The sequence below is a fragment of the Mucilaginibacter litoreus genome (assembly GCF_042676805.1).
Taxonomy (GTDB): Bacteria; Bacteroidota; Bacteroidia; order Sphingobacteriales; family Sphingobacteriaceae; genus Mucilaginibacter; species Mucilaginibacter litoreus.
The window spans coordinates 367083-380209 of the sequence record NZ_JBHTHZ010000013.1 but is presented as its reverse complement, the minus strand read 5'-3'; the positions used below and the strand labels follow the sequence as shown (position 1 = coordinate 380209).

At 41.0% G+C, this 13127-nt stretch carries 13 protein-coding genes and 5 tRNA genes; 1 reads left to right on the top strand and 17 read right to left on the bottom strand.

Features of this window, described 5'->3' with window-relative positions; translation table 11 throughout:
* Nucleotides 1-55: 55 nt before the first annotated feature.
* The 16 genes from rpoB to rpsU all read right to left on the bottom strand — a co-directional run bounded on the left by rpoB (nucleotide 56) and on the right by rpsU (nucleotide 10938).
* Complete coding sequence (rpoB, locus tag ACFQZX_RS15060) at nucleotides 56-3859, bottom strand: DNA-directed RNA polymerase subunit beta (RefSeq protein WP_377116840.1); 3804 nt, start codon at nucleotides 3857-3859, stop codon at nucleotides 56-58.
* 216 nt (nucleotides 3860-4075) lie between these two features.
* On the bottom strand, nucleotides 4076-4459 hold the full coding sequence (rplL, locus tag ACFQZX_RS15055; RefSeq protein ID WP_095703543.1) for a 50S ribosomal protein L7/L12: 384 nt from the start codon (nucleotides 4457-4459) through the stop codon (nucleotides 4076-4078).
* A 67-nt stretch (nucleotides 4460-4526) separates the two neighbouring features.
* Nucleotides 4527-5045, bottom strand: coding sequence for a 50S ribosomal protein L10 (rplJ, locus tag ACFQZX_RS15050; protein WP_377116837.1), 519 nt, complete (start codon nucleotides 5043-5045; stop codon nucleotides 4527-4529).
* A gap of 2 nt (nucleotides 5046-5047) precedes the next feature.
* Nucleotides 5048-5746, bottom strand: a complete 699-nt coding sequence (rplA, locus tag ACFQZX_RS15045; RefSeq protein ID WP_377116835.1) for a 50S ribosomal protein L1 — start codon at nucleotides 5744-5746, stop codon at nucleotides 5048-5050.
* 23 nt (nucleotides 5747-5769) lie between these two features.
* Nucleotides 5770-6213, bottom strand: a complete 444-nt coding sequence (gene rplK / locus ACFQZX_RS15040) for a 50S ribosomal protein L11 (RefSeq protein WP_377116833.1) — start codon at nucleotides 6211-6213, stop codon at nucleotides 5770-5772.
* Nucleotides 6214-6383: 170 nt separating this feature from the next.
* Nucleotides 6384-6926: a transcription termination/antitermination protein NusG gene (gene nusG, locus ACFQZX_RS15035; protein WP_377116831.1), complete on the bottom strand. Its 543-nt coding sequence runs from the start codon at nucleotides 6924-6926 to the stop codon at nucleotides 6384-6386.
* Nucleotides 6927-6939: 13 nt separating this feature from the next.
* Entirely contained in the window at nucleotides 6940-7134 is a 195-nt protein-coding gene (gene secE / locus ACFQZX_RS15030; protein WP_377116829.1) for a preprotein translocase subunit SecE, read from the bottom strand.
* A gap of 21 nt (nucleotides 7135-7155) precedes the next feature.
* A tRNA-Trp gene (locus ACFQZX_RS15025) sits at nucleotides 7156-7226 on the bottom strand.
* A gap of 121 nt (nucleotides 7227-7347) precedes the next feature.
* Entirely contained in the window at nucleotides 7348-8535 is a 1188-nt protein-coding gene (gene tuf, locus ACFQZX_RS15020) for an elongation factor Tu (protein ID WP_377116827.1), read from the bottom strand.
* A 62-nt stretch (nucleotides 8536-8597) separates the two neighbouring features.
* A tRNA-Thr gene (locus ACFQZX_RS15015) sits at nucleotides 8598-8669 on the bottom strand.
* Between the two features lie 99 nt (nucleotides 8670-8768).
* Nucleotides 8769-8841, bottom strand: a tRNA-Gly gene (locus ACFQZX_RS15010).
* 82 nt (nucleotides 8842-8923) lie between these two features.
* Nucleotides 8924-9004 (bottom strand) — tRNA-Tyr (locus tag ACFQZX_RS15005).
* Nucleotides 9005-9067: 63 nt separating this feature from the next.
* Nucleotides 9068-9140 (bottom strand) — tRNA-Thr (locus ACFQZX_RS15000).
* 237 nt (nucleotides 9141-9377) lie between these two features.
* On the bottom strand, nucleotides 9378-9725 hold the full coding sequence (gene hpf / locus ACFQZX_RS14995) for a ribosome hibernation-promoting factor, HPF/YfiA family (RefSeq protein ID WP_377116825.1): 348 nt from the start codon (nucleotides 9723-9725) through the stop codon (nucleotides 9378-9380).
* Between the two features lie 12 nt (nucleotides 9726-9737).
* Nucleotides 9738-10652, bottom strand: a complete 915-nt coding sequence (locus ACFQZX_RS14990; protein WP_377116823.1) for a tyrosine-type recombinase/integrase — start codon at nucleotides 10650-10652, stop codon at nucleotides 9738-9740.
* Between the two features lie 94 nt (nucleotides 10653-10746).
* Nucleotides 10747-10938: a 30S ribosomal protein S21 gene (rpsU, locus tag ACFQZX_RS14985; protein ID WP_095703533.1), complete on the bottom strand. Its 192-nt coding sequence runs from the start codon at nucleotides 10936-10938 to the stop codon at nucleotides 10747-10749.
* Nucleotides 10939-11080: 142 nt separating this feature from the next.
* On the opposite strand from rpsU, the gene ACFQZX_RS14980 reads away from it, so the two are divergent.
* Nucleotides 11081-12382, top strand: a complete 1302-nt coding sequence (locus tag ACFQZX_RS14980; protein ID WP_377116820.1) for a sensor histidine kinase — start codon at nucleotides 11081-11083, stop codon at nucleotides 12380-12382.
* Here ACFQZX_RS14980 and ACFQZX_RS14975 read toward each other — a convergent pair.
* A complete protein-coding gene (locus ACFQZX_RS14975; protein ID WP_377116818.1) occupies nucleotides 12379-13059 on the bottom strand; it encodes a carboxypeptidase-like regulatory domain-containing protein in 681 nt (226 codons plus the stop codon). The genes ACFQZX_RS14980 and ACFQZX_RS14975 overlap by 4 nt on opposite strands.
* Nucleotides 13060-13127 lie beyond the last annotated feature (68 nt).

The window sequence follows — 13127 nt, the reverse complement described above, 5'->3', positions numbered from 1 at the left end:
TATAAATTGAGGAACTGGTGTCATTCACTGATTCAGTCCCTCAATAATTCAATAATTATTCAAGTGTGATATCCAAACCTAAACCTCTAAGCTCATGAACCAATACGTTGAATGACTCAGGCACTGAAGGTGTTGGCAGGTTTTCACCTTTAACAATAGCTTCATAAGTTTTGGCACGGCCGATAACATCATCCGACTTAACGGTAAGTATCTCCTGCAGGATGTTTGCTGCACCGAATGCTTCAAGTGCCCAAACCTCCATCTCACCAAAACGCTGACCACCAAACTGTGCTTTACCACCCAATGGCTGTTGAGTAATAAGCGAGTACGGACCGATAGAACGGGCGTGCATCTTATCGTCAACCATGTGGCCCAGTTTAAGCATGTAGATGATACCCACTGTAGTTTGCTGATCAAAGCGGTCGCCGGTTAAGCCATTGTACAGGTAAGTACGTCCGGATTCTGGCAAGCCTGCTTTTGCAATCCACTCTTCCACTTCTTCGTGGCTTGCGCCATCAAATATCGGAGTAGCGAATTTAACCCCAAGCTCTTTACCTGCCCAGCCTAATACAGTTTCATATATCTGGCCAAGGTTCATACGTGAAGGTACACCCAGCGGGTTCAACACAATATCAACCGGTGTTCCGTCTTCAAGGAAAGGCATGTCTTCGTCACGCACGATACGTGCAACAATACCTTTGTTACCGTGCCGGCCGGCCATTTTATCACCCACTTTAAGCTTACGCTTTTTAGCAATGTATACTTTAGCCATTTGTACGATACCTGATGGCAGCTCATCACCTACGCTGATGGCAAATTTATCACGACGGTACGCGCCAAGTTCTTCATTAACCTTAATGTTATAGTTATGAAGCAACAGTTTTATCTGGTCGTTTTTATCGTCGTCAGTTGTCCATTTAGATGGGTTGATGTTTTCGTAGTTCAATTCAGCCAATATTTTTTGGGTGAATTTAACTCCTTTAGCTACGTAAAGCTCTTTGTAAATGTTATAAACACCTTGTGATGTTTTACCATTTACAATTTCGAATAACTTATCAACTAAAGTGTTTTTAAGTTCTCTTACTGCTTTCTCGTGTTTAGCATCAAGTTTTTCCAACTGTGCTTTTTCTTCCGCCTTAGTAGTTTTTTTGGCACGGCTGAAAAGCTTAGTATCAATAACCACACCTGTAATTGAAGGTGGTGTTTTTAATGATGCATCCTTAACATCGCCTGCTTTGTCACCAAAGATGGCACGTAACAGTTTTTCTTCCGGTGAAGGATCAGATTCACCTTTCGGAGTGATCTTACCTATAAGAATATCACCTTCTTTAACCTCGGCGCCAACACGGATGATACCGTCTTCGTCAAGGTCTTTAGTAGCTTCTTCAGATACGTTAGGGATATCCGGTGTCAATTCCTCTTCACCACGTTTAGTATCGCGCACTTCAAGCTCAAACTCTTCTACGTGGATAGAAGTAAAGATATCCTGAGATACCACGCGCTCAGAAATCACGATAGCATCCTCAAAGTTATAACCCTGCCAAGGCATGAATGCCACTTTAAGGTTACGGCCTAAGGCAAGCTCACCGTTCTGGGTAGCGTAGCCCTCGCAAAGCACCTGTCCTTTTTCAACGCGCTGGCCTTTTTTAACAATCGGCTTAAGGTTGATGGTAGTACTTTGGTTGGTTTTTTTGAATTTAGTTAACAAATAAGCTTTGCTGTCACCATCAAAAGATGTTAAACGATCAAGCTCATTGCGATCATATTTTATAACTATCTGGTTAGCGTCTACATACTCAACTACACCATTGCCTTCGGCATTGATTAGTGTACGAGAGTCTTTAGCCACGCGGCCTTCCAAACCTGTACCTACAATTGGCGCCTCAGGGCGCAAAAGCGGCACAGCCTGGCGTTGCATGTTTGAACCCATCAAGGCACGGTTAGCGTCATCGTGCTCAAGGAACGGAATAAGGGATGCAGCGATAGACGTGATCTGGTTAGGCGCAATGTCCATCAAATCCAGTCTTTCCGGCTCAATAACCGGGAAGTCGCCCTCAAAACGTGCTTTAACACGCGGAGTTGCAAACTCACCCTTGTCATCGTAAACCGCATTGGCCTGGCCTATTGTCTTACCGTCTTCATCTTCTGCAGACAGATAGATAACCGGCTCGTCAACCTGAACTTTACCATCAACCACTCGTTTATACGGTGTTTCTATAAAGCCTAAGTTGTTAATTTTAGCGTGAACACAAAGTGATGAAATCAAACCGATGTTCGGGCCTTCCGGTGTTTCAATAGTACATAACCTACCGTAGTGGGTATAGTGTACGTCGCGCACCTCGAAACCTGCACGCTCACGTGACAGACCACCCGGACCAAGGGCCGACAGACGACGCTTGTGCGTGATCTCTGCCAATGGATTGGTTTGATCCATGAACTGTGATAACTGGTTGGTTCCGAAGAACGAGTTGATCACAGAGGATAATGTACGCGCGTTGATCAGGTCGGTTGGTGTAAATACCTCGTTATCGCGAATGTTCATACGCTCGCGGATGGTACGTGCCATACGCGCTAAACCTACCCCGAACTGAGCGTAAAGCTGCTCGCCAACGGTACGTACACGACGGTTTGATAAGTGATCGATATCATCCACCTCAGCTTTTGAGTTGATAAGTTTGATCAGATATTTAACAATCGCGATGATATCCTGCTTGGTTAATACTTTGATCTCGTCAGAAGTATCCAGCTTTAATTTACGATTGATGCGGTAACGACCAACGTCACCTAAATCATATCGTTTATCAGAGAAGAATAACCTGTCAATGATACCGCGGGCGGTTTCCTCATCAGGTGGTTCTGCGTTACGCAGCTGACGATAGATATGCTCTACCGCTTCTTTCTCTGAGTTTGAAGTATCTTTTTGTAAAGTGTTATATATAATAGTATAATCACCGCTGGTGGCTGCATCTTCCTTGTTAAGGATGATGGTTTTTACACCGGCATCAATGATCATATCGATATGGTCGTCTTCCAGTACGGTTTCGCGCTCAAGGATGATCTCATTACGGTCGATAGATACCACTTCACCGGTATCCTCGTCCACAAAGTCTTCAACCCATTTTTTAAGCACCCTTGCAGCAAGCTTACGGCCTATATATTTCTTAAGGCCTGATTTGCTTACCTTCACTTCGTCGGCCAGCTCAAATAACTCTAATATATCTTTATCAGAGTCGTAACCAATGGCACGCAGCAGTGTAGTAACCGGGAATTTCTTTTTACGGTCAATATAGGCATACATCACGTTGTTAACGTCTGTAGCAAACTCAATCCATGATCCTTTGAAAGGTATTACACGGGCAGAGTACAATTTTGTACCGTTGGTGTGGCGGCTTTGGCCAAAGAATACACCTGGTGAACGGTGTAACTGTGATACAATTACACGCTCGGCGCCGTTGATAACAAATGTACCTTTAGGTGTCATGTAAGGGATAGTACCCAAATAAACGTCCTGTACAATTGTTTCAAAATCTTCGTGTTCAGCATCGTTACAGCTTAATCGAAGCTTTGCTTTTAATGGCACACTGTAAGTTAACCCGCGCTCAATACACTCTCGTATATCGTAACGTGGCGGATCAATAAAATAGTCAAGAAACTCTAATACGAAGATGTTTCTTGAATCTGAAATAGGAAAGTTTTCTGCAAAAACCTTAAACAACCCCTCTTTGTAACGGTTATCTGAGGTAGTTTCCAATTGAAAAAATTCCTGGAAAGATTGTAACTGAACATCCAGGAAATCAGGGTAATCAAGTACCTTTCTGCTGGTTGCAAAGTTTACTCTTTGGTTATTATCGTTTGCCAAGGTGTTATAATTTTAATTTATTAAACCTGTATGAGATGTACGATCTGAGATATAAGATTTGAAACTTAAATTGAAACCTGCCTTGATTTTTGATAACCTTAGGCGGTCTCAAATCTCAGATCTAATGTCTCAAACCTTTTAATGACGTATATAAACAGCAATAGACCCCGACCAAAAACGGTCGGAGTCTGATGCTATTGTGTCCGGTGGGCTAAATTATTTAACCTCAACTACAGCTCCGGCTTCCTCTAATTGTTTTTTCAGAGATTCAGCTTCTTCTTTAGAAACGCCAGCTTTCAATTCTTTTGGAGCGCCGTCTACTAAATCTTTAGCTTCTTTCAAACCAAGGCCAGTTAAGTCTTTTACTAACTTAACAACTGCAAGTTTTTGACCGCCAGCTTCTTTCAAGATAACGTCAAATGCAGTTTGCTCAGCAGCAGCAGGAGCAGCGTCGCCACCATCACCAGCAGGAGCAGCAACAGCAACAGCTGCAGCAGCAGGCTCGATGCCATACTCGTCTTTTAAGATTTGAGCTAATTCGTTTACTTCTTTTACTGTTAAGTTAACTAACTGTTCAGCAAAGGCTTTTAAATCTGCCATTTTTATTTAAATTTTTACTTGTAATACTTTTTGTTGTTTAATTTCCAAACTTTTAAAGGTGTTTGGATTAACCTCTTTCCTGTAATGTTTTTACAACACCTGCAATAATGCTTCCGCCTGATTGAAGAGCAGAAACAACGTTCTTGGCCGGTGATTGCAGTAAGCCAATTATCTCGCCTATCAGTTGTTCCTTAGATTTAAGCTTAGTTAAGGTATCTAACTGATTGTCGCCGATAAAAACTGCCTGATCAATGTATGCTGCTTTTAAAACTGGCTTATCACCTGTTTTTCTCAGTTTCTTGATCAGCTTTGCCGGAGCAGTTGCTGATTTTGAGAAAAGTATTGATGAAGAACCTTTTAAAACATCATATATTGGGCTGAAATCGCCACCTGCAGCTTCCATAGCTTTTTTAATTAAGCTATTTTTAGCAACCTGCATAGTGATCTCGTTTTCAAAGCACTGACGACGGATTGAATTTACTTTTGCAACCGTAAGATCTGCCGTATCGGTAATATAAAAGTTACCGTACTCTTTGATCTGCTCAGTAAGGGCAAGAACAAGGTCGTGTTTTTCTTCTTTATTCATGATTATATCCCCGCTACTGATTTAGTTTCAATTGTAATACCTGGCGACATTGTTGAAGAGAGATGTATACTCTTAAAATATGTGCCTTTAGCTGCTGATGGTTTTAATTTAGAGATGGTTTGCAATACTTCTAATGCATTCTCATAAATTTTATCGGCAGAGAAAGATGCTTTTCCTATTGAAGTGTGGATGATACCGGTTTTATCAACCTTGAAATCGATTTTACCACCTTTTACATCAGTTACAGCTTTACCAACTTCGGTAGTTACTGTACCTGATTTAGGGTTAGGCATAAGGTTACGTGGGCCTAATATACGACCTAAACGACCTACCTTAGCCATAACGCTTGGCATAGTGATGATAATATCAACATCAGTCCATCCGCCTTCAATTTTGGCGATATAATCATCCAAACCTACGTAATCTGCACCTGCATCTTTTGCTTCTTGTTCCTTATCAGGAGTACAAAGCACCAATACGCGTACAGTTTTACCGGTTCCATGAGGTAAGGTTGCTATACCACGTACCATCTGATTGGCTTTACGTGGATCTACACCTAAACGTACATCAATATCTACAGACGAGTCAAATTTGGTATTGGTTAATTCCTTTACCAGGGATGCCGCTGCTTCTAAAGTGTAAGCTTTGTTCGCCTCAATTTTGGAGAGTGCCGCTTTTTGATTTTTTGTTAATCTTGCCACTGTCTTAAACTGATTTGTATAAATTAATTATTCCAGGGAGCTGTACCGCTAACGGTAATTCCCATACTGCGGGCAGTACCTGCCACCATTTTCATGGCTGATTCAACTGTAAATGCATTCAAATCAGTCATTTTATCTTTAGCAATGGTTTCTACCTGATCCCAGTTTACACTGGCAACCTTTTTACGGTTAGGCTCGGCCGAACCGCTTTTTAAACCTGTTGCCTCCAGCAGTTGAATAGCAACCGGTGGGGTTTTGATGATAAAATCGAATGACTTGTCTACGTATACAGTAATAACCACAGGTAACACTTTACCAGGACGATCCTGGGTACGTGCATTAAACTGCTTGCAAAACTCCATGATATTAACACCTTTTGCACCCAATGCAGGGCCAATTGGTGGAGATGGATTTGCAGCGCCGCCCTTTACTTGTAGTTTTACTAACGCACCGACTTCTTTTGCCATTTTTAATTTACTTTATTATAACTCAATGTTAGTAAGTGGAAGCTAAGTAACATTTAAGATTGTGATGGTATCAAGTACTCAGTATCAAGTATCAAGATGCCTATATTATTAATGTATCGTTGTTATATTTAAGAGCAATAATCTTGCTACCTGGAACTAACTACTTGATACTATTCTTTCTCTACCTGCATGTAATTCAATTCAAGCGGCGTACGGCGCCCAAATATCTTTACCATTACTTTCAGTTTCTTTTTCTCTTCGTTAACTTCTTCAATAACACCGCTGAAGCCGTTGAAAGGACCATCCATTACTTTAACGTTCTCGCCAACGTAATATGGTACATTCATTGTTTCGGCCTGGGTGGTCATCTCGTCAACCTTACCTAAAATGCGGTTAACTTCGGCCTGGCGCAGAGGGATGGCATTACCTGCCTTATCGCCCAAAAAGCCAATAACGCTATTAATGTTTTTAATAACGTGTTCCAACTCGCCATCAAGAGCGGCCTCCATTAAAACGTATCCCGGAAAGTAGTTGCGTTCTTTAGCAATTTTCTTTCCGTCGCGCATCTGATAATATTTTTCGGTAGGTATTAGTACCTGAGGTACTAAATGCGATATACCTAACCTGTTTATCTCTGCGTCTATATATTGTTTTACCTTCTTCTCTTTGCCGCTTATCGCCCTAACTACGTACCATTTTAATTGCTCACTCATCTATCTTTTATAATTAGGTTAGTGAAGTATAAAACTGATTAAGCAAATAACCAATTATCTGGTCCATACCAAAAATAACAAGGGCAATGATAATTGCAGCAACAAGTACCAATACAGCGCTGTTTTGCAACTCTCTCCAGGTTGGCCAGGTTACTTTCTGGGTCAACTCTATATACGATTCTTTAATATATTCAGCTACGCCTGCCATTTTAATGTTATTCGCTTAAAGCACGGGAACAAGGATTCGAACCCTGATCAAAGGTTTTGGAGACCTCTATTCTACCATTGAACTATTCCCGTGTATCAATTTCTGTTGTTCAGAAACTATACCTATTTGCTTATTGTGAATAAAGTACCGGGGTATGTTCCCGGTACTTTACACAAAAATTAACCGTTTTTTATACCATTTAAGGCATTTAGATTATGCTAATATTTCAGTTACCTGACCAGCACCTACAGTTCTACCACCTTCACGGATAGCGAAACGTAGACCTTTTTCCATCGCGATAGCGTTGATCAGTTTTACTGTGATTGTAACGTTATCACCTGGCATAACCATTTCTACTCCTGGCTCAAGTGAAATTTCACCTGTTACGTCAGTTGTACGGAAATAGAATTGCGGACGGTATTTGTTGAAGAATGGAGTGTGACGGCCACCTTCTGCTTTTGATAATACGTAAACTTCAGCTTTGAAATCTGTGTGAGGAGTTACTGAACCCGGTTTGCAGATAACCATACCACGACGGATATCAGTTTTCTCAATACCACGTAACAATAAACCTACGTTGTCACCAGCTTCACCACGGTCAAGGATCTTGCGGAACATCTCAACACCAGTTACGGTTGATTTCAAGTTCTCAGCACCCATACCCAGGATGTCAACAGGCTCGCCTGAGTTGATAACACCACGCTCGATACGGCCAGTTGCTACAGTACCACGACCAGTGATCGAGAATACGTCTTCAACAGGCATCAAGAATGGAAGATCTGTCAAACGTGGAGGGATTGGAATGTAGCTATCTACAGCATCCATCAGCTCCATGATTTTGCTAACCCATTTTGGATCGCCGTTCAAGCCACCAAGAGCTGAACCCTGGATAACTGGAATATCATCACCTGGGAACTCGTAGAATGATAATAACTCACGAACTTCCATTTCAACAAGCTCTAACAACTCTGGGTCGTCAACCATGTCAACTTTGTTCATGAACACTACAAGAGCAGGTACACCTACCTGACGAGCCAACAGGATGTGCTCGCGAGTTTGTGGCATCGGACCATCAGTAGCAGCAACCACGATGATAGCACCATCCATCTGAGCAGCACCAGTAACCATGTTTTTCACATAGTCAGCGTGACCCGGGCAGTCAACGTGTGCATAGTGACGGTTAGCAGTTGAATATTCAACGTGAGCGGTATTGATTGTAATACCACGTTCTTTTTCTTCAGGAGCAGAGTCAATTGAATCAAATGAACGAGCTTCTGATAAACCTGCGTCAGCTAATACTTTAGTGATAGCTGCGGTAAGGGTTGTTTTACCGTGGTCAACGTGACCGATTGTACCGATGTTTAAGTGCGGCTTACTGCGGTCAAACTTTTCTTTTGCCATGATTTATTTTGTTTGTAGGTTAATTTACTTTATAAACTTAAAAATACTACTTAAAGTATCTGAGCCAACAATGGGATTTGAACCCATGACCTCTTCCTTACCAAGGAAGTGCTCTACCCCTGAGCTACGTCGGCTTTTTAGTTAGTTCATTTGTTACTGGTTTAGTAGTTCATTGGTATCTTTTATGCTTAGCACAAATGAACTAATGAACCAAGCAACCTTTGAACCATCCGAGCGGAAGACGAGGTTCGAACTCGCGACCTATAGCTTGGAAGGCTATCGCTCTACCAACTGAGCTACTTCCGCTTTTAAATCAGTTAGCAGTTCCCCGTTAACAGTTGGCAGCTAACTGCTTACTGCAAACCGGCAACTGCCTACTGAAATTAAGTGGGGAGAGAAGGATTCGAACCTTCGTAGCCGAAGCAACGGATTTACAGTCCGTCCCATTTGACCGCTCTGGTATCTCCCCATTGTTAATTCCGGACGTATAATACTCAATTGGAAGCTAAGTATCATATTTCCGAAATAACAGAGCCTCCTATCGGGATCGAACCAATGACCTACTGATTACAAGTCAGTTGCTCTACCAGCTGAGCTAAGGAGGCTTAATTGTTACCATCACCTTTTGCTACTTCAGCATCGGGATATGGGTTGCAAATTAATTTGCGCTTATTATTCTGTTTAAAGAACCACCACTTTCGTGTTAGTGAGATGTGTTTAAGACCTCTCCGAAAGGGATTGCAAATCTACAAAAAATTAAAGCTGTACAAAATATTTTTGCAAAAAAAATCGGCAGGTTTATAACCCGCCGATTCCAGCAACTTTTTTGCTTTCATATATACTTAAAAATCATCATCTTCCGTAACAAGGGCCGCCTTTTTAGCAGCATCGGCAGCAATAGCTTTTTTTGTTTTATGTTTTGCTATTTGCTTCCTCAGGCTTTCAACCGCCAGGTCTGTGGCCTCTTCAAAGCTTTTACATTGCTCTTTGGCAAACATCTGGTTACCGGGTAGCATAAGCTTTATTTCCGTTATCTTATTTGCCTCATCCTCTACATTTTCCAGTTTTAAATAAACTTCGCCGCTAATAATATGATCAAAAAACGTCTCGAGCTTGTCTACTTTTTTCTGAATAAAATCAAGCAACTTGCTGTCTGCGGTGAAATGAATTGATTGCACTGTAATTTTCATTTTTCCTCCTTTTTATGCCTTTGGATGGGCTTGTTTATAAATAGATTTAAGTCGTTCTACTGAATTGTGGGTATAAATCTGAGTCGCGCTCAAATTGGCATGGCCAAGCAGCTCTTTAATAGCATTAAGGTTTGCGCCATTGTTTAAAAGAGTTGTTGCAAACGTATGCCGCAACACGTGCGGGCTTTTTTTATTTTGGGTTGATATGTAGGATAAATACTTCTGCACAATTAAATAAATAAGCTTTGGATATGCGTTAGCTCCTTTATCTGTAACGATAAACGTTAAGGAATTGTTATGAAAATTTTGATTTTTCTTCGCCTCAATGTATTGCCCTATCAATTCAAACAGTTCGTTATTAACAGGTAACAATCTCTGTTTATTGCGTTTACCCAAAACCTTTATGGTTCTTTCATAAGTATCAATATCATCTTCTTTGATACTTAATAATTCGGCAAGGCGCATACCTGTGCCAAAAAGCATTTCAATAACAAGCTTATCGCGCAGGCCTTTAAAGGTGTGCGGAAAAACCACATCTTCTTCATTATCAAGCCTGCCATCAAGCATGGCGGTTATTTTATCAGTATCAACAATAACAGGTAATTTTTTATCGGGCCTGGGGCTGCTTACTTTAGATGCCGGGTTTGCTGTAATCAGCCCCTGTTGCAACAGAAATTTAAAATACTTTCTGAGGGTTGCCAATTTACGGCTAACAGAACGGGCGTTTAACTTTTCATCCATTAATTGCACCATCCAGTTACGGATGTGGTGGTGGCTGACCTCTGAAGGATGTATAACTGAAGGTGTTGACCCGGAAGGGTTTAAATAGGCAATAAATTGCTTAAGGTCATTCTCGTATGCGGTTACAGTATGTGCAGAAAATCTTTTTTCGTGCTTTATATACTGAATGAACTTGTCTGAAAACATAAAAACTATTTGAACACCAGTGAAACTGAATGTACAAATAGTTTTTTTATGATGACAAGAAATTTGTTGAAATTCTTCTTACCGAAAAAAAGAATTAAACAGTCTCCTGGTTTAAACCTTGTTTGTAGATGGCGTTTTTAACTACGTGCCTGCGTGTTACAGATTTTTTTTCAAAAGCCTGACGACTGCGAAGTTCTCTTAAAACACCAGTTTTCTCGAATTTCTTTTTAAAGCGTTTTAATGCCTTATCTAATGATTCTCCGTCTTTTACGTTGATAATGATCATAATCCCAAATACCTCCTTTCAGGGACATCAAAGGTAGAAAAAATGTTTTGAATCTGAAATACAATAAATTATATTTTTTAAATGTGGCTGTGAGCAGGCATTTATATTACTGTTTACTAAATTTGAAAACCTAACCCCTACTATGTTAAAGTATCTTATATACCGGCTAAAGCCTCTTAAAGCATACTTAATTGGCAACACCGATGATTTTTCTTTCGAAAGCAGGATATTTCATTCATTTTCGGTATTTGTGCTGCTTACCTTGTTGGCCGAATTTATTTTTAATACATACATAGGCTTGTATGTATCTGCAGGCCTAACACTGGCAGCCATTTGTTTACAGTTACTTTTTTATTACCTGGCGCGATTTAAGGGCAAACTTAATTGGGCAATTACTTTCTCGGCTATTGAAATTAATATCATTACCGGCATTGGTTATTTTTTTAATGCAGGCCTTACAGGCTCAACCCTATTGCTTTTTGCCGCATCTTTTTTCATGATCATTTCTGTTGTAAACAAAAAGCAATGGCTCTTGTGGCTAATTGTCAATTTACTGCTTGTATGCGGCGTTGTAGCCTATGAATATTATTACCCGGAAACAATTAAACAACACTACAATTCACGTAATGAGCGATTTGCCGACAATATGATGTCATACTTTGCATGCATTGCCCTGTTATATATGGGCACCGCCACCATCCGTAACAGCTATATGCGGCAAAAGCAGCTTACCGATGAAAAGAACCTTGCCCTTGAATTGCTCAATGCCGAAAAAATAAAGCTGTTTTCTATCATATCACATGATATGCGTACTCCGCTGGCTGCCGTTCAGCAATATTTCAAAGTGCTTACAGAGTTGGATATGACTGACCGGGAACGGTTTGAAATTGAAAAAAGCCTGATGCAATCTATAAGCAGCACTCAGGATATGCTAAGTAACCTGTTGAAGTGGGCTAAAAACCAAATGGATGGCAGCATAGTACATTTACGCCCCGTGCCACTGGCACAACATCTTAACACCACCTCAGAAGTGTTTACGGCCATTGCAGCTAAAAAAGATATTTCGTTAACAACCTTTATTGCCAATGATGACACTGTAATAAAAGCAGACAGCGATATGCTGCAATTGGTTATACGTAATTTACTAAATAATGCTGTGAAATTTACGCCGCGCGGCGGCCAAATTGAGCTTAAAGCTACCATAACAGGTACCGAATGTGTTATATCTGTTGCTGATAATGGCACTGGCATACCATTAAGCATGCAAGCCGGGCTTTTTACATTAAACAGTGCAACTGCACGGGGCACCGAGAATGAGTATGGTACCGGACTGGGCCTTGTATTATGTAAAGATTATACCGAACTGCAAGGTGGCCGCATTTGGTTCACCAGTTTAGAAGGTAAAGGCACAACCTTTTATGTTTCGTTACCTGTAATTTATTAATTAAGCGGTTGTACTTCCCGCTTATCCGGGGGCAGGGCCATAAACTTTTTATAGCTGTCATTGATATACGCCACCATAGACTCCCGGTTATTGCTGCGCAGAAACTTATAGCTTGGTCGGTACATCGTCATGAAATTCTCAAGGTCCTTACCTTTCAATGGTACTATACTGCCTACATAAGAGCGGCTAAAGGCCGCATCAATCTGGCGTTGCTCTGCCTCATATCTAAAATACTTCTTAAGCTTGCGCGCCCGGCGGCCTTCTTTACTAAACCATGTTGAAGGCGATAGTACGTACACCTTACTTTTTTCATAAACCTCCGGATACTCAACCCTTGGGTTAAAATCAGGCCGGGTTGAGGTAATGGTCACCTGGTTCAAGGCGATACTTGTAGTAGCCAGCATCACTTTTTTTGGGCGCATATCAATCAGGTAAAGCGTATCTGCCGCATAACCCGGCGAGTTGAATATCAAAGTGTGGCCCTGTGCGGTTTGTATCTCAAATTTACCGTTCTTATCAGTTATTGATACCTGCCGGGTATTATTATCCCGTATAAACACATTATCTAAGGCCTTATTTGTCCCTTGTTCATAAACGGTTCCTTTTAACGTAGTTTGCGCGTGGCTTAAACCACCTAAGAACATTAAAATAATTGTAACGGAAAACAGACGTTTCATGGCTGATGTATTAGCTATTTATTAAACCTGCTTAAACCAATATGGTTTGCATGTAGAACGCTCTGAAT